Genomic DNA, 16280 nt, shown 5'->3' with positions numbered 1-16280 from the left:
TTGCTGAGCGCGGCGCACCCGCACCCGCGCTCGGCGATGCCGGCCGGTGGAGCCACCTCGGAGGCGGAGCTGTTGGCCGCGCCGACCAGGCTGACCAGGTCGGTGACCACGGGCCTGGCGCGGCTCGCGGACTGCGGCATCGGCTGCGGTGGCGAGCACCGGTGACCGCTCATGCCGACGATGCGGGCGGCCGGAAGCCGAGGCCGAGCACCCGCGACGTGCTCGCCAGCGCTGGGTCACGTCCGCTGGCAAACGCCGCGCCGGCCGCAGCGCCGGCCCGGGCTCAGCCCGCACCGCCGGGCCCGCCAGGCGGCAGGCCAGCGCTGCGATCGCCGCGGCGGCCAGCCCCGGGCGCGTGCCGTGAACGTGTCGCCGGCGACGCGATGCTCCATGATCAAGAGCAGTCAGCCGCCGGTACCGCGCACGCTACGTCGAGGCCCCGGGGCCAACGAGCCTCACCGCGCGACCGGAGGACGAATTCGAGACTTGAAACAAGTGCCGCAGTCATAGAAGGCTGTCCCTAGCCAATGGAGAGCGGGGGCGGCCATGGCGTTCATCTGGGCGCATCTACGGTTCCGGGCGGGGCGGGTGGCGGCGACGCTGGCTGCCGTGGCCATCGCCGTCGGGAGTTTTGCGCTGCTCGGGTCGGCCGCGCGTGGGGCGCAGCTGCAGGCGCAGGGGACGGTGCGGGCGAACTTCCGGCCCGTGTACGACCTGCTGGTGCGGCCGGTGCCGGAAGGTGGCGATCCGCGGGTCTCGTTCGATGCTGCCATGCACGGCGATGGCGGGATCACCGTGGCGCAGTGGCGCAAAGTGCAGGCGGTGCCGGGTGTGGAGGTTGCGGCGCCGTTGGCGACGGTCGGGTACGTACAGCAGGTCGCCGCCGTGCCGATCGACCTCACGCCGTTCGTGGACGGGCGGCTGCGGCGGCAGGTGCTGCGGGTTCGGCCTACCTGGGAGTGGGACGGCGGGCTCAGTCACGCCGGGGACGCGGGCTCCTATCTGTACATCACCACCGACCGGCTCGACTTCGTGCCGGGCGATCGGGTCGAGTACTGGCGCAACTACGGCGGTGCCGACATGCCCCGCGCGTCGCGGCTGGAGGAGGTCGGGGGCGACGGGCGGCGGGTCACCGTGTGCTCTGGGGTGACGCACGAGATCGGCGGGGCGAGGAGCTGTTGAGCATCTCGTACCGGACCATGGCGCAGTGCTGGTCGAGCGATCCGGCCTCGACCGGCAACGCGAGCGAACGGCCGCGGCTCAATGTGCTGGTTGCGGTGCCGATGCTGATGGCGGCGGTCGACCCCGAGCAGGAGGCGCGGCTCAGCGGGCTGGACACGGCGGTGCTGTCCGGGCAGTACCTGGGCGGGCAGGCGCCGCCCAACGTGCTGCCGGTGCTGATGGCGTCGCGGCCGGCGATCGACCAAGGGGCGACGGTAAGCGTCGACCGGCTCGTCGGGGCGCAGGCCGACGGCGTGGCCGAAGGGGTCCGGTTCGACAACCTCATCGACGGCTACGAGGCCGACCCGGGCACGAACGTGGGCACGGTCAAGGTGTCGGAGGAGGACGCGTACCGGCAGATCCTAACGCGGCTCACCGCCGAGCCCGACCTGACGCCGCAGGCGACATGGGGGATCGCCGGTGGCGACCGGCCGCGGGCGTTCGACGATCCGGGCGGCGCCGACGTGCCGGTCTTCTGGAGTGCCGGGCCGGCGGGCGACCTCGGCCTCGACGACCTGTCCAAGGAGCGGGTGCGGGCGGTCGCCGACATGATCCGCCAGCAGACCGGGCTGCGGGTCGACGTCGCGGTCGGCGGCTCGGCGGCCGCCGTCGCCGACGACCTGCCTGCGGGCGTGCACGGGCGGCCGGCGATGCGGGTCGACCGGCTGTGGCTGCAGCCGGGGGTCGCGACCGTGGTCGTCGCGGCGATCGACCGCAAGAGCCTGTTGCTGGCGGTGCTGGTACTGGTGACCTGCGTGCTCGCGGTGGCGAACGCGACCGGCGCGGCGGTGCGCACCCGGCAGGGCGAGCTCGGCGTGCTGGCCTGCCTCGGCTGGCCGCGCCGGCGGCTGTTCGGGCTGGTCCTGGGCGAGTCGGCGGCGGTCGGGCTGGCCGCCGGCGTGGCCGGCACGGTGCTCGCCTCGGTCGCAGCGCTGGTGCTGTCGGTGCCGCTGCGGCCGTGGTATCTGCTGACCGCGACGCCGGCAGCGCTCGTGCTCGCGCTGCTGGCCGCCCTGGTGCCGGCCTGGCGCGCGACCCGTGCCTCGCCGGCGGCGGCGATCCGGCCGGCCGTCGCCCGGGTGCGCGTGCGCCGGGCGCCACGCACGATCGGCGGTCTGGCCTGGACCAACGTGCTGCGCGCGCCGGCCCGCACGGCGCTGGGGGCGCTCAGCCTGGCCTTCGGGGTGGCGGCGCTGACCCTGCTCGCCGTCATCGCGACCGGGTTTCGCGGCAGCGTGACCGGGACTCTGCTCGGCGACGCGATCACCGTGCAGGTGCGCGGCACGGACTACGTCGCCGCGGCGATCACGATGCTGCTCGGCGCGGCGACCGTCGCCGATGTGCTGTACGTCAACATTCGCGAGCGCTCGGCGGAGTTCGCCCTGCTCGGGGCGGTCGGCTGGGGCGGGTCGCGGCTCGTGCGGCTGGCCGGCTACGAGGCGGCGATCCTCGGCCTCGCCGGCGGGCTGCTCGGCGCGGGCGCCGGGCTCGGCATCGCCGCGGCGATCGGCGGCAACCTGCCCCCGGTCGGCTACGTGGTCGCCGCGGCGGCGGCCGGCGGCGGCGTCGCGGTCGCCGCGGCCGCCGCGATCCTGCCGGTCCGGCTGCTGCGCCGCCTGCCGACCACGCGCCTGCTGGCTGAGGAGTGACGCGGCTCAGGGCCCGTCGGCGATCACCGACAGCGACTCGTCGATCAGCTCGCGCACCTGGAGCAGGTCGCTGCCCTCGCGGACCCAGACCATCAGCCCGTTGATCATCGCGCCGACGCAGGCGCCGATAAAGGCCTGGCACCGGAAGTCGTCCGGCGGGCGGCCGAGGCGCTCGGCGAGCGGCACCGCCAGGTAGCGGATCGAGTCCTGCATGCTGTCCAGGGAGCGCATGCGCAGGGCCGGGACCTGGAACTGCAGCCGCGCCCGCTGCAGGACCTGCTCGACCTCCTGCGGGTCGATCGTCTCGAACGACACGAGGATCGCGCGGCGCACGACCTCCAGCGGCGGGAGGTCGGCCGGTGCCTTGCGGATCTCGTCGGCCATGACCTCGTCGTAGCGGTCCTGGATGACCACGTCTTCCTTGGTCTTGAAGTACCGGAAGAACGTGCTCGGCGAGATCTCGGCCGCCTCGGCGATCTGCTCGACCGTGGTCGCGTCGTAACCCTGCTGGACGAACAGGCGCACCGCGTGCGCCTGAATCGCCCAGCGGGTCTTCTGCTTCTTGCGTTCACGCAACCCTGGTGAGCTCATCCACCGATTCTTTCGCACCGGCGACCGGTTGCGCACCGGGCAGGAACAGCGCCACCAGGACGGCACCCACCACGGCAATGCCGGCGCACACCAACATGACGGCGGTCATGGCGTCGAGGAACCCTGCCCGGGCCGTGGCCGCGAGGACCTGGTCGCCGGTGCGCCCGGCGATCGCGACCGCGGCGGAGATCGACTCCTTCGCCGCCGCGGGAGCGGTGTCGAGGCGGTCGCGGTAGACCGCCGCGGTCAGGCTGCCCAGCAGTGCCACGCCCAACGCGCCGCCGACCTGGCGCAGCGTCATCGTGATCGCCGTGCCGGAGCCGGCCTCGTCGCGCGGCAGCGAGCCGAGCACCGCGTCCATCGCCGGGGTCAGCGCCATGCCGACGCCGAAGCCGGTCAGGGCCAGCCAGAGGGCCACGTACCCGTAGCCGGTGCCGACGTCGGTGCGCGCGCCCAGCCCGAGCCCGGCGGCGCCCAGCAGCAGCCCGGCGGCGACCGGCAGGCGGGTGACGGTGAGGTGCGCGATGCGCTCGCCGAGCGGCGCGCCGACGAAGAGCCCGCCGATCAGCGGCAGCAGGCGCAGCCCGACCCCGAGCGCGTCGTTGCCGCGGACCGCCTGCAGATACTGCGGCAGGATGAACAGCACGCCGAAGAGCGCGAACGAGGCCAGGGTGCCCGCGGCGGTACCCCAGGCGAAGCGCGGCATGCGGAACAGCCGCAGGTCGATCATCGGCTGCGCCAGGCGCCGCTCGACGAGCGCGAAGATCGCCAGCAGCACCGCACCGCCGACGAGCGTGGCGAGCACCCGCGCGTCCGTCCAGCCCCGGGTCGGCGCCTCGATCACGCCGTACACGAGCCCGACCAGCCCGAGCGTGGACAGCCCGGCCCCGAGCAGGTCGACCCGCTTCGGCGTCGCCGCGCGCGACTCCGGCACGAGCAGCCCGACGGCCACGAGCGCGATGAGCGCCACCGGCACGTTGATCACGAAGATCGAGCCCCACCAGAAGTGCTCGAGCAGGTACCCGCCGATGATCGGCCCGAGCGGCAGCCCGATGCCCATGCCCATGGTGAGCAGCGAGATCGCCTTGCCGCGCTCGTGCGGCTCGAACATCACGGGCAGCACGGCCATCGTGAGCGGCGTCAGGATCGCCCCGCCGACACCCATGAGCGCCCGCGCCGCGATGACCTGCCCGGCGCTGCTCGCGAACACCGCGATCAGCGACGAGCCGGCGAACAGCAGCAGCCCGGTCATGAGCAGCCGCTTTCGCCCGTAGCGGTCGCCGAGCGCGCCCATCGGCAGCAGCAGCCCGGCGAACACCAGCACGTATGCGTTGACGATCCACTGCAGGTCGTCGCTGCCGGCGTTGAGCGCCGTCGCGAGCGTGGGCAGTGCGACGTTGAGGATCGTCGTGTCGAAGCCGACCGTGAGCACGCTGAGCACGATCGCGATGAGCGCCCACCACCGACGCGGGCTGGAAGTGACAGCATCCATATTTTGAGAGTAGCTATCACTTGGGTGCTGCTGTCAATCGAGATGAGCTTCACACTTCCACGGCCAGCGACGGCCCGGCGCCCGGCATCCGACATGTCGGGCACTCCGTGGCACGACATGTCGGATTTATACCCTGACAGGAGATAAATCGGTTGCGAGCGGTCTAGACGCCGTTGCGGGCCGTCGTGCTGATTTGTTCATCGACTCGGGTCCGCGCAACTGACGACCGTTGTTCCCACCAGTCACCGGTCGACGCTGGCGCGTCTCCCTGCCAGGTCCGCGGTGCCAAGAATGAGGTCAGGGCGCCTGTGTAAGAGTCCGGCCACGGGGCGCGGTGGTGTCGAAAGTGGGCGCCGCCGGGGTACCGAAGAATAAAAAAAGTTACGCGGCCTGGAGTTCCGCGGAAAGCAGCTCGGCGATCTGGGCGGTGTTCAAAGCGGCGCCCTTGCGCAGGTTGTCGCCGGTCACGAAGAAGTCCAGCGCCCGCGGATCGTCGACCGAGCGGCGGATGCGCCCGACCCACGACGGGTCGGTGCCGACCGCGTCGATCGGCATCGGGAACTCGCCCGCCGCCGGGTCGTCGACCAGGATCACGCCCGGAGCGTGGCGCAGGACCTCGCGGGCGCCCTCCGCGTCGACCTCGACGCCGAAGACGGCGTGGACGGCGACCGAGTGGCCGGTGACCACGGGGACGCGCACGCAGGTGGCGGAGACCTTGAGGTCGGGCAGGCCGAGGATCTTGCGGGACTCGTTGCGGAGCTTGAGCTCCTCCGACGACCAGCCGCCGTCGCGCAGGGAGCCGGCCCACGGGACCACGTTGAGCGCGAGCGGGGCGGGGAAGGGGCCGAGATCGTCGCCGACGGCCTGGCGCACGTTGCCGGAGCGCGAGCCCAGGTTGCGGTCGCCGCTGACCCGCTTGAGCTGGTCGTGCAGGGTGTCGACGCCGTCCTTGCCGGCGCCGGAGACCGCCTGGTAGGAGGCCAGGACGAGCTCCTTCAGGCCGTACTCCCGGTGCAGCGGCGCCAGCGCCACGATCATGGTCAGCGTGGTGCAGTTGGCGTTGGCGATCATGCCCTTGGGGCGGTTGCGCACCTGCTCGGGGTTGATCTCGGGCACCACGAGCGGCACGTCCGGGTCCATGCGGAAGGCGCCGGAGTTGTCCACGGCGATCGCGCCGCGCGACACCGCGATCGGCGCCCACTCGGCCGAGACCTCGTCGGGCACGTCGAACATGGCCACGTCGATGCCGTCGAAGACCTCGGGTGCGAGCTCGTGCACGAGGGTCTCCTCCCCGCGCACGAGGAGCTTGCGGCCCGCGGAGCGCTTGGAGGCCACGAGCCGGATCTCGCCCCACATGTTCTTGCGGGACGAGAGCAGCTCGCACATCACGGAGCCGACCGCTCCGGTGGCACCGACAACGGCGAGGCTCGGTAGATCGCCCATGATGGACGAACCTACCTTCCCGTCCCCGCGTACACCACGGCTTCCTCATCTCCGCCGAGCTCGAACGCGTCGTGGATCGCCCGGACGGCCACGTCGAGGTCGGTATCGCGGCACACGACCGAGACCCGGATCTCCGACGTGGAGATCATCTCGATGTTCACCCCGGCCTCGGCGAGGGCGGCGAAGAGCTTGGCCGCGACGCCCGGGTTGGAGCGCATGCCGGCGCCGATGAGCGAGACCTTGCCGACGTGGTCGTCGAACAGGATCGCCTTGAAGTCGATCGTGGACTTGATCCGCTCCAGCGCCGCCTTGGCCGCCGCGCCGTCGGTCTTCGGCAGCGTGAACGAGATGTCCGTGCGGCCCGTGCTCTCGGTCGAGACGTTCTGCACGATCATGTCGATGTTGGTCTCCGCGGCCGCCACGGTCTGGAAGATCCGCGCGGCGACACCGGGCTGGTCGGGCACGCCGACGATGGTGATCTTCGCCTCGCTGCGGTCGTGCGCGACGCCGGTGATGAGCGCTTGCTCCACGGAAAGGTCCTCCATCGATCCGGTGACCATGGTGCCGTTTGCGGTTGAGTACGAGGAACGGACGTGGATCGGCAGCGAGAAGCGCCGCGCGTACTCGACGCTGCGCAAGTGCAGCACCTTGGCGCCGCACGCGGCCAGCTCGAGCATCTCCTCGTAGGTGATCTGCTTGATGTGCCGGGCGTTCTTGGCCACCCGCGGGTCGGCGGTGAAGATGCCGTCGACGTCGGTGTAGATCTCGCAGACGTCGGAGTGCAGCGCCGCGGCGAGCGCGACGGCGGTGGTGTCCGAGCCGCCCCGGCCCAGGGTAGTGATGTCCTTGGTGTCCTGGGAGACGCCCTGGAACCCGGCCACGATCGCGATCGCGCCCTCGTCGAGCGCGCTGCGCAGCCGGCCCGGGGTGACGTCTATGATCCGGGCCCGCCCATGCGTCGACGTGGTGATCACGCCGGCCTGGCTGCCGGTGTAGGAGCGGGCCTCGTACCCGAGGTTGTTGATCGCCATCGCCAGCAGCGCCATCGAGATGCGCTCGCCCGCGGTGAGCAGCATGTCGAGCTCGCGGCCCGCCGGGACCGGGCTGACCTGCGAGGCGAGGTCGAGCAGCTCGTCGGTCGTGTCGCCCATGGCGGACACCACCACGACGACCTCATTGCCGGCCTTGCGCGTGTCGACGATCCGCTCGGCGACGCGCTTGATGCGCTCGGCGTTGGCGACGGACGAACCGCCATACTTCTGCACGATCAGCGCCACGCCGTCGAGCTCCTTCCAAGGCGAGGTCAACGCAGCCGAGCGTACCGGGATGGGATGCCGCTAGGGAGTGGCGTTCCACGATCCGGCCGCCCCGCCGGGCGAGAATACGCGGGTGCGAGGGCGACGGGGCGGGACTCATGCGATGACTGTGACCACCGGCACGGCCCTGGCCGTGCTGACCGGCGTGCTCGTCGCCGCCTGCGGATCGCCCGGCGGGGCGCAGCCGCAGGACACTGCCACCGCGACCCCGGCGCCGGCCCAGCCCGACCCGCGCAACCTGCTCGCCGCACGGGTGGCGGTGGCGAAGGACCAGCGCTACGTGGCCGCGTACACGCTGACCGCAACCGGCAAGCCGCCCCGCTCGATCCTGGTCACGATCGCCGCCGACCGCTCCTGGCGGGTCGACATCCAGGGCGGCGCGCTGGGCGGCACGGCGGACGTGGCGATCGCGAACCGGCCCGACGGGCAGTACCAGTGCCCGATCAACCCGGCCAACGGCTGCATCAAGGTCGCCGCGAGCGGCAAGCGGCTGCCGGCGGCGATCGACCCCCGCGTCCAGTACCTCTTCGTGACGTGGCTCGACGTCCTGCTGGACCGGCAGATCCCGCTGGCCGTCGTGCCCGCCGACCCGCTGGCCGGCACGTCGGCGCCCTGCTTTGCGGTGGAGCCGGGCACCACCGCGCTCGCGCCGCCGATCGACCCGGGCACGTTCTGCTACAGCGACAACGGCATCCTCGCCGCGGCGAAGCTGCCGTTCGGCCAGCTGATGCTGACCGGCGAGGTGATGGCGGCACCCTCGACGATCTCGCTGCCCGGCCAGGTGGTGGACGGCTCGCCGCTCCCCACGACCGCCCCGCCGCCGCCCCCGCCCAGCGCCAAGGCGTCGGGCACCCCATCGGTGAAGCCCTCTCACTGAGCGGGACCGGCTTCGCGAAGGGCGGTCGGGGGCGTACTGTGGCGGCTGACATGTGGCAGACGCTTCTTCTTCGTCGCCGCGACGAGGCCCACCAGGCCGGCACCTCGTCGCGGGGATGACAGGCGCGTCTGCGCTCCTGCCGGTCTGACTTTGGCCCAGACCTTTCCCGCGCGTCGCGCGTCTACCCAGGAGCTATGAACGAGCATGTCCGAAATCGCCCGTCAGAACGCTAGCCGGATGCCCATCCACCGCTACCGGCCCTTCTCTGAACAGTTTCCGATCCCGCTGACCGACCGGCAGTGGCCGGGCAAAGAGGTCGAGGTCGCGCCCCGCTGGTGTGCGGTGGACCTGCGCGACGGCAACCAGGCGCTGATCGACCCGATGTCGGTCGAGCGCAAGCGGCGGATGTTCAACCTGCTGGTACGCATGGGCTACAAGGAGATCGAGGTCGGCTTCCCGGCCGCCTCGCAGACCGACTTCGACTTCGTGCGCACGCTGATCGAGCAGGACCAGATCCCCGAGGACGTCACGATCCAGGTGCTGACCCAGTGCCGGGACAACCTGATCGAGCGCACGTTCCAGTCGCTGGTCGGTGCCCGCCGGGCCATCGTGCACTTCTACAACTCGACCTCGACGCTGCAGCGCCGCGTGGTGTTCGGCCTGGACCGGGCCGGGATCACCGACATCGCCACGACGGGCGCGCGGCTGTGCCAGAAGTACGCCGAGGCGATCACGCCCGACACCGAGATCTTCTACGAGTACTCCCCCGAGTCCTACACCGGCACGGAGCTGGACTACGCGCTGGAGGTGTGCAGCGCGGTCATCGAGGTGCTGCAGCCCACGCCGGACCGCCCGCTGATCGTCAACCTGCCGGCGACGGTGGAGATGGCGACCCCCAACGTGTACGCGGACTCGATCGAGTGGATGTCGCGCAACCTGCCCCGGCGCGAGTCGGTCGTGCTGTCGCTGCACCCGCACAACGACCGCGGCACCGCGGTGGCCGCCGCCGAGCTGGGCCTGCTGGCCGGCGCCGACCGGGTCGAGGGCTGCCTGTTCGGCAACGGCGAGCGCACCGGCAACGTCGACCTGGTCACCCTGGGGCTGAACCTGTTCTCGCAGGGCATCGACCCGCAGATCGACTTCTCCGACATCGACGAGATCAAGCGCACCGTGGAGTACTGCAACCAGCTGCCCGTCCACGAGCGGCACCCGTATGCGGGCGACCTGGTGTACACCGCCTTCTCCGGCTCGCACCAGGACGCCATCAAGAAGGGCTTCGAGTGGCTGGAGCGCGACGCCGCCAAGGCGGGCGTGCCGGTCGACCAGTTCACCTGGGGCGTGCCGTACCTGCCGGTAGACCCGAAGGACCTGGGCCGCTCCTACGAGGCGGTCATCCGCGTCAACTCGCAGTCCGGCAAGGGCGGCGTCGCCTACGTCATGAAGACCGAGCACCACCTCGACCTGCCCCGCCGGCTGCAGATCGAGTTCTCCGGCGTCGTGCAGCGGCACACCGACGACGAGGGCGGCGAGGTCGGCCCGCAGCAGATGTGGGAGATCTTCTCCGGCGAGTACTTCAGCGACCGCCGGTTCGCGCTGGTGAGCTACGAGGCCGCCACGGCCGACGGCAAGGTCTCGCTGAGCGCGGACATCACCGTCGGCGGCGAGGCCCGCACGGTGACCGCGACCGGCAACGGCCCGATCGACGCGTTCGTGCACGCCCTGGGCGACGTCGGCGTCGACGTGCGCGTCCTGGACTACGCCGAGCACGCGCTGACCTCCGGCGAGGGTGCCCAGGCCGCGGCGTACGTCGAGTGCTCCGTCGACGGCACCACGTACTGGGGCGTCGGCATCGACGCGAACATCGTGACGGCGTCCCTGCGCGCCGTGCTGAGCGCCGCCAACCGCGGCTGAGAGTCGGGAACCGGACCCGCCCGTGAGGATCAACACGGGCGGGTCTTCCGAGCGAGACGGGCGCCGATGCCGCACAGTAAGTGCGTGCGCCCCCTCCACAACGGCAAAGCCGTCCTCATAGCCCTCGCGCTCGCCACGGTGCTCACCGGCGCCGGCAGCTGCGACGTCTCCAACACGCCCGGCGAGGCACAGCCCGCCTCGGGCGCCGCGGCCGGCCCCACCAACGGCGGTGGCGGCGGCAACAACGGCGGCAGCGGCGGCACCGCGGCCCTGAACTCGCTGACCGTCGCCACGGCCGGATCGATGTCCGGCTACAGCCGCGAGAAGTTCACGCACTGGATCGGCCAGGGGAACGGCTGCGACACGCGCGACGTCGTACTCAAGCGAGACGGCAAGAACGTGAAGGCCACCGCCGACTGCAAGATCACGGCGGGCTCGTGGCACAGCGTGTACGACGACAAGGACCTCACCGACCCGCAGGCCCTCGACATCGACCACATGGTCCCGCTCGCCGCGGCGTGGCGCTCCGGCGCTGCAAAGTGGACGGACGAGCAGCGCAAGGATTTCGCCAACGACCTGACCCGCCCGCAGCTGTTCGCGGTTAGCCTGCAGTCGAACCGGGCAAAGGGCGACCAGGACCCGTCGACGTGGAAGCCGCCGTCGCACGCGTACTGGTGCACGTATGCGAACAACTGGATCACCGTGAAGACGTTCTACAAGCTGTCCGTCACGCAGGCGGAGAAGACGGCGCTGGCCGACATGCTCGCGACCTGCAAGTGATTTTGGAGGGGCCCGGAATGGCGGAGACGACACCCGCTCCTGCGCAGACTCCCGCCGTTCCGGCCCCGCCGGACGTCCCGGCCGCACCGGGCGTTCCGGCCCCGCCTGATGCTCCGGCCCCGCCGGTTGTTGCGGCCCCGCCGACCACGGATATCGTTGCCGGCCCCGGTGGGGTGATGACCGACGAGGTCGGCGTCGTCACCGGGGACCTCACGCTGCGCTCGGAGATCGGCGCCGACGGGTCCTTCGTCGTGAAGGTCCAATACAAAGAAGCCGAGGAGTGGTACACCGTGACGGGTGCCACGGGCAGCCTGAAGGACCCGGCCGACCTCGCCGCCGTGCACGCCGTCGTCGCCGGGATCCTCAACCGCCCCGAGGGCTAAACGGCTCGACGGCCTTCGAAGGCCCTTCCCAGGGTGATTTCGTCGGCGTACTCCAGGTCGCCGCCGACCGGCAGCCCGCTCGCCAGCCGCGTGACGTTGAGCCCCATCGGCTTGACCAGCAGCGCCAGGTAGGTCGCGGTGGCCTCGCCCTCGGTGTTGGGGTCGGTGGCCAGGATGAGCTCCTTGCACGTCCCGTCCGCGAGCCGGCTCATGAGCTCGCGGATGCGCAGGTTGTCCGGCCCGATCCCCTCGAGCGGGTTGATCGCCCCGCCGAGCACGTGGTAGCGCCCCCGGAACTCGCCGGTGCGCTCGATCGCCACGACGTCCTTGGGCTCCTCGACCACGCAGAACACCTCGTCGCTGCGCCGCGGGTCCCGGCAGATGCGGCACAGCTCGGCCTCGGCGACGTTGAAGCACCGCGTGCAGAACCGCACGAGCTCCTTCACCCGCTGCAAGGCCTGCGCGAGCCTCTTGACGTCCGTGGGGTCGGCCGACAGCACATGGAACGCGATCCGCTGCGCACTCTTCGGCCCGACCCCAGGCAGCCGCCCGAGCTCGTCGATAAGATCTTGAATGGCGCCTTCGTACACGCCGGACGCCCGCTAGAAGCCGGGCAGCCCGAGCCCGCCGCCCAGGCCCCCGAGCCCCGCGGTCAGCGGGCCCATCTTCTGCTCGGTGAGATCCCGCGCCGCCTGCGCCGCGTTGTGCACAGCCGCGACGATCAGATCCTCCAGCGTCTCCACGTCCTCCGGGTCGACGGCCTGGGGATCGATCTTGATGGCAACCACCTCGCCGGTCCCCTTGACGGTCGCCGTCACCAGCCCGCCCCCGGCAGTCCCGGTAAGCTCGGCCTCGGCCAACTCCGCCTGCGCGGCGACCATCTGCTGCTGCATCTTCTGCGCCTGCTTCATCATCTGCTGCAGGTTGGGCTGTCCACCGGGCCGCACAGGGCGCTCCTTAGTGTCTGTTTGTTCGCCGTACGCTTCCGACCAGCTTAGGCTGTGTCTGCTAGCTCGCTGCGCTCGCCCGGGGGAGCTGTGCCTGCTAGCTCGCTGCGCTCGCCCGGGGGAGCTCCGCTCCACCCGAACCCCCTCAAAATCTACGGCGGCGTGCCCGGGAGTCGATCAGGTGCTCTGCGCTCGTCCGTGACAGCGTGCCGTCAAGAGCTCTTCCTGAAGGTTCCAGGCACTCGTTGACGGTCGTGGTTGCGATGCGAATGACCCGAGGGTGTCTACGGGATCGGCCTGCTTGGCTGATTCCGATCGGGCGAGATCAGCGTGGACGTCCACGCCACGGCTGCTGCAGGGCGAGCGCCCGCGGGTAAAGGACGCGGGAGCAGGCGCGCTGGGCTAGGCGGTGGTCTCGCCGATCTTCTCGGCGCCGAAAGTCTCGATGAGCAGACGCAGCGCCGCTTCCTCGCTCGTCTCGCGCACCTCGGTCGCGTCGTCCAGCAGCTCGTCGCCCGGGTCCAGGCCCGGGAACCGCGGGTCGGTGACCGGCGTGTCGTAGTCGGGGTCGAACGGCGGCTCATCCGCGCCCGTCCCCTCCCACGCCGACTCGGCCGAGCCGGCGCCCGCGAAACGCCCGCCGTTGACCCCGCCCGGGCCACCCGGACCACCCGGGCCGCCTCCGGCGCCCGCGCGTCCGCCGGCGTTCGCGGCGCCTACGCCGGCCGGCGCCGGGCCGCTACCGTTGACGCCGCCGGGGCCCGATCCCGCTGTCGTGCCGCGCCGGGCGCCGTTCGCCGAAGCGGCCGCTCGACTGGCGGCCTCGCGGGCCCGTTCGACGGCGCTCGAAGCGCCCTGCCGGGGACGGGCGGAGTTCGCGTTCCGCGCGTTCGTGTCGGTGCCCGCTGCGCCGCCGGGCGTGGCCATCGTCGAACTCGACATCGCGGCCGCCGCCGAGCCCGCGGCCCAGGCGGCGTCGGGCGTGGGCTGGCTGGGAAGCGCATCCGCGTATGATCCGGCGTGGGAGCCCGCAAACCCAGCCGGCGAACCCGCCGACCCAGCCGGCGAACTAGGCCTTCCGGCCGAAGCACTCGCCGACCCAGCCGGCGAACTCGGCCTTCCGGCCGAAGCACTCGCCAACCCGGCTGCGGAACCCGCCGGACCAGCCGAGCCGGCCGACGAGTCCATTGCCGAGCCGTTCGCCGCCCAGCCGGCCGTCGCGCCAGCTACGGCAGTGCCCGCCGCGCCGGCCAGAGCAGTGCCCGCCGCGCCGGCTAGGGAAGCGCCCGCCGCGCCGGCCAGAGCAGTGCCCGCCGTTGTGCCTGTCGAGGTGGTAGTGCCGGCCTGTGTCAGACCGGTCGGGGCATGGTTGTCGAACGCCGCCCCATGTCCGCCGTTGGTCGAAGACGCTGCGGCTGCGGCTGCCTGTGCGGCGTGGCCCGGCGTCACCATCTCGGGCCAGCCATCGTCCTCAACGACTGTGGAAATCGACGCCGACGCGGCCGCAGCGCCGCCGGGCACCGCGGGCGCCGGCCAGTCGTCATCCTGAGCCGGCGAAGCCTGCACCGCCACCGCCGTCGCACCGCCGGCCGACCGGACGGCCGCGGGCTGTTGGCCGGCCCGTGCCGCAATGTCGGGTGAGTGGGTGGCTGCGGGAACGGAGGTCTGGGCCATCGCATGGGGCGCTTGCGCCAGGTCCTGGTCGGCGCGAGCCTGCTGGGGCGCCGCCCGGTGCTGCCCTGCCGGCCCGGCCGAGTCGACGCCGGACGGGTCCACGCCGGACGGGGCCGGGGCCGGGCCGCCGGACGGGCCGGACGGCTGCGGTGTGGGCTTCGGGGGCGCGGGGCGGTTGCCGCCGCCACCGCCGCCCGGCTGGCCGCCGACCTCGCAGCGGACCTGCCAGCGGCCGCCGAAGAGCTCCTGCAGGGCGCTCAGCAGGACCTCGGGGCCGGCGTTGAGCATGTTGGCGTGCGTGGCGTACTTGAAGCCGAGCACCAGCATGCCGTCCTCGACGTCCTGGACGGTCGCGTCGCGCAGGATCGCGCCGGTCTTCTTGCTCTTGTCGTTGACTAGGGCCAGGACGTCGGGCCAGGCGCGGCGCATCGCGTCGGCGTCGAGGCCTCCTCCGCCGCCCTGCGGTCGCGGCGCCGGAGTAGACGGCATCGGGGCGGGGGGCGCCGGGGCGGGTGCGGGCGGGTCATACGCCTGGGTGGACGCCGGCTGCGCCGACGGCGCGGGCGCCACCGCAGGAGCTGGAGGCGCTGCGGGAGCCTCAGGCGGCGCGGCGGGCGCCGGGTCGGCCTGGGGCGCCGGCGCCTCGTCCCAGGCGCCGGGTGGCTGGGGCGGTGGGGCCGCGGCCGCCGCGGGGGGTGCCGTGGCGGTGCCGCGGATGTAGTCGAGGCCGCGGTTGCCGCCGTCGGTCGAGCCGCGCACGGGTGCGGGTGCGTAAGTCGGTGCGGTCGCGGCCGGCATCGGCTCGGACGCGGCGGGGACGCCGCCGGCCTGGAGGCGGCGCTCCATACGCTCGAGGCGCTGCAGCAGGGCCGAGCTCGAGGCGTCGGCGCCGGGCAGGAGCATGCGGGCGGTGATGAGCTCGAGCAGCAGGCGCGGGGCGGTCGTGCCGCGCATCTCGGTGAGGCCGTCGTGCACGATGTCGGCGTAGCGGGACAGAGTGGCCTGGCCGAGCTGCGTCGCCTGGGCGCCCATCTTGTCGAGCTGGTCGTGCGGGGCGTCGAGCAGGCCCTTGGTGACGGCGTCGGGGACCTGTTGCAGGACGATCAGGTCGCGGAGGCGCTCGAGCAGGTCGGAGGCGAAGCGGCGGGGGTCGTGGCCGGCCTCGACGACGCGGTCGATGACGCCATAGGCGCCGCGGCCGTCGTCGGCGGCCAGCGCGTCGCACATCTCGTCAATGAGGGCCACGTCGGTGACGCCGAGCAGGGCCACCGCGCGGGTGTAGGTGACGCCCTCATCGCCGGCGCCGGAGATGAGCTGGTCGAGCACGGAGAGGGTGTCGCGGGCCGAGCCGGCGCCCGCGCGGACGACCAGGGGGAAGACGGCGGGCTCGACCTTGACGCCCTCGGCGGCCGTGAGCTGCTCGAGATAGGGCCGCAGGACGCCCGGCGGGATGAGACGGAACGGATAGTGGTGGGTGCGGGACTTGATCGTCCCGAGGACCTTCTCCGGCTCCGTCGTGGCGAACACGAACTTGACATACTCCGGCGGCTCCTCGACGAGCTTGAGCAGCGCGTTGAAGCCGGCCGAGGACACCATGTGCGCCTCGTCGATGACGTACACCTTGAAGCGGCTCGAAACCGGGGCGAAGAACGCTCGCTCACGTAGGTCGCGGGCGTCGTCGACGCCACCGTGGCTCGCCGCGTCGATCTCGATGACGTCGATGGAGCCGGCGCCGTCGGGCGCCAGGTCGCGGCAGGACTGGCACTCACCGCACGGCTCGGGGGTCGGTCCGCGCTCGCAGTTGAGCGACCGGGCCAGGATGCGGGCACTGCTGGTCTTGCCGCAGCCGCGCGGCCCGGAGAAGAGGTATGCATGGTTGAGCCGGCCGGAGCGCAGCGCCTGCGACAGCGGCTCGGTGACGTGTTCCTGCCCGATGACCTCGGCGAACGTGCGAGGCCGATACTTGCGGTAGAGCGCGAGCGCCACCTGCGGTCCT

General features: G+C 72.2%; 14 protein-coding genes. 7 read left to right on the top strand and 7 right to left on the bottom strand.

The annotated features are described in order from the left end of the window. From ABD901_RS36555 to ABD901_RS36545, 3 genes are all read left to right on the top strand, one after another. The gene (locus ABD901_RS36555; RefSeq protein ID WP_345134209.1) at positions 1–165 is read left to right on the top strand and encodes a hypothetical protein; all 165 of its coding nucleotides are present in this window, start codon (positions 1–3) and stop codon (positions 163–165) included. Positions 166–546: 381 nt separating this feature from the next. Beyond that, entirely contained in the window at positions 547–1182 is a 636-nt protein-coding gene (locus ABD901_RS36550; protein ID WP_345134207.1) for a hypothetical protein, read from the top strand. Continuing rightward, positions 1179–2870, top strand: a complete 1692-nt coding sequence (locus ABD901_RS36545; RefSeq protein WP_345134205.1) for an FtsX-like permease family protein — start codon at positions 1179–1181, stop codon at positions 2868–2870. Before ABD901_RS36550 ends, ABD901_RS36545 begins: the two co-directional genes overlap by 4 nt. Before the next feature lie 6 nt (positions 2871–2876). On the opposite strand, the gene ABD901_RS36540 is transcribed toward ABD901_RS36545, so the two are convergent. The 4 genes from ABD901_RS36540 to ABD901_RS36525 all read right to left on the bottom strand — a co-directional run bounded on the left by ABD901_RS36540 (position 2877) and on the right by ABD901_RS36525 (position 7673). Then, complete coding sequence (locus ABD901_RS36540) at positions 2877–3461, bottom strand: acyl-CoA-like ligand-binding transcription factor (RefSeq protein WP_345134201.1); 585 nt, start codon at positions 3459–3461, stop codon at positions 2877–2879. After that, entirely contained in the window at positions 3439–4953 is a 1515-nt protein-coding gene (locus ABD901_RS36535; RefSeq protein WP_345134199.1) for a DHA2 family efflux MFS transporter permease subunit, read from the bottom strand. The genes ABD901_RS36540 and ABD901_RS36535 overlap by 23 nt, the downstream gene beginning before the upstream one ends. A gap of 381 nt (positions 4954–5334) precedes the next feature. Beyond that, entirely contained in the window at positions 5335–6396 is a 1062-nt protein-coding gene (locus tag ABD901_RS36530; RefSeq protein ID WP_345134197.1) for an aspartate-semialdehyde dehydrogenase, read from the bottom strand. Between the two features lie 11 nt (positions 6397–6407). Next, positions 6408–7673, bottom strand: coding sequence for an aspartate kinase (locus tag ABD901_RS36525; protein WP_345134244.1), 1266 nt, complete (start codon positions 7671–7673; stop codon positions 6408–6410). 142 nt (positions 7674–7815) lie between these two features. On the opposite strand from ABD901_RS36525, the gene ABD901_RS36520 reads away from it, so the two are divergent. The 4 genes from ABD901_RS36520 (at position 7816) to ABD901_RS36505 (ending at position 11663) form a co-directional block, all read left to right on the top strand. Beyond that, positions 7816–8589, top strand: coding sequence for a hypothetical protein (locus tag ABD901_RS36520; protein ID WP_345134194.1), 774 nt, complete (start codon positions 7816–7818; stop codon positions 8587–8589). A gap of 204 nt (positions 8590–8793) precedes the next feature. Further along, positions 8794–10500: a 2-isopropylmalate synthase gene (gene leuA / locus ABD901_RS36515; protein WP_345134191.1), complete on the top strand. Its 1707-nt coding sequence runs from the start codon at positions 8794–8796 to the stop codon at positions 10498–10500. A gap of 84 nt (positions 10501–10584) precedes the next feature. Then, positions 10585–11280 carry an HNH endonuclease family protein gene (locus tag ABD901_RS36510; protein ID WP_345134188.1) on the top strand — a complete coding sequence of 232 codons (696 nt, stop codon included), beginning with the start codon at positions 10585–10587 and terminating at the stop codon, positions 11278–11280. Between the two features lie 176 nt (positions 11281–11456). Next, positions 11457–11663 carry a hypothetical protein gene (locus tag ABD901_RS36505; protein ID WP_380137789.1) on the top strand — a complete coding sequence of 69 codons (207 nt, stop codon included), beginning with the start codon at positions 11457–11459 and terminating at the stop codon, positions 11661–11663. Here the strand turns inward: ABD901_RS36505 and recR are convergent. From recR to ABD901_RS36490, 3 genes are all read right to left on the bottom strand, one after another. Further along, positions 11660–12253, bottom strand: coding sequence for a recombination mediator RecR (gene recR, locus ABD901_RS36500; RefSeq protein WP_345134184.1), 594 nt, complete (start codon positions 12251–12253; stop codon positions 11660–11662). The two genes, ABD901_RS36505 and recR, sit on opposite strands and share 4 nt — an antisense overlap. Before the next feature lie 12 nt (positions 12254–12265). Further along, the gene (locus ABD901_RS36495) at positions 12266–12586 is read right to left on the bottom strand and encodes a YbaB/EbfC family nucleoid-associated protein (RefSeq protein ID WP_345134242.1); all 321 of its coding nucleotides are present in this window, start codon (positions 12584–12586) and stop codon (positions 12266–12268) included. A 426-nt stretch (positions 12587–13012) separates the two neighbouring features. Further along, positions 13013–16270 (bottom strand): DNA polymerase III subunit gamma and tau, encoded by a 3258-nt coding sequence (locus ABD901_RS36490; protein WP_425556766.1) that lies wholly within the window; start codon positions 16268–16270, stop codon positions 13013–13015. Positions 16271–16280: the final 10 nt, after the last annotated feature.

It is taken from the genome of Dactylosporangium darangshiense (assembly GCF_039537565.1).
Taxonomy (GTDB): Bacteria; Actinomycetota; Actinomycetes; order Mycobacteriales; family Micromonosporaceae; genus Dactylosporangium; species Dactylosporangium darangshiense.
Note: the sequence above shows the minus strand (reverse complement) of the source record. Positions and strands in the feature narration are given on the sequence as shown.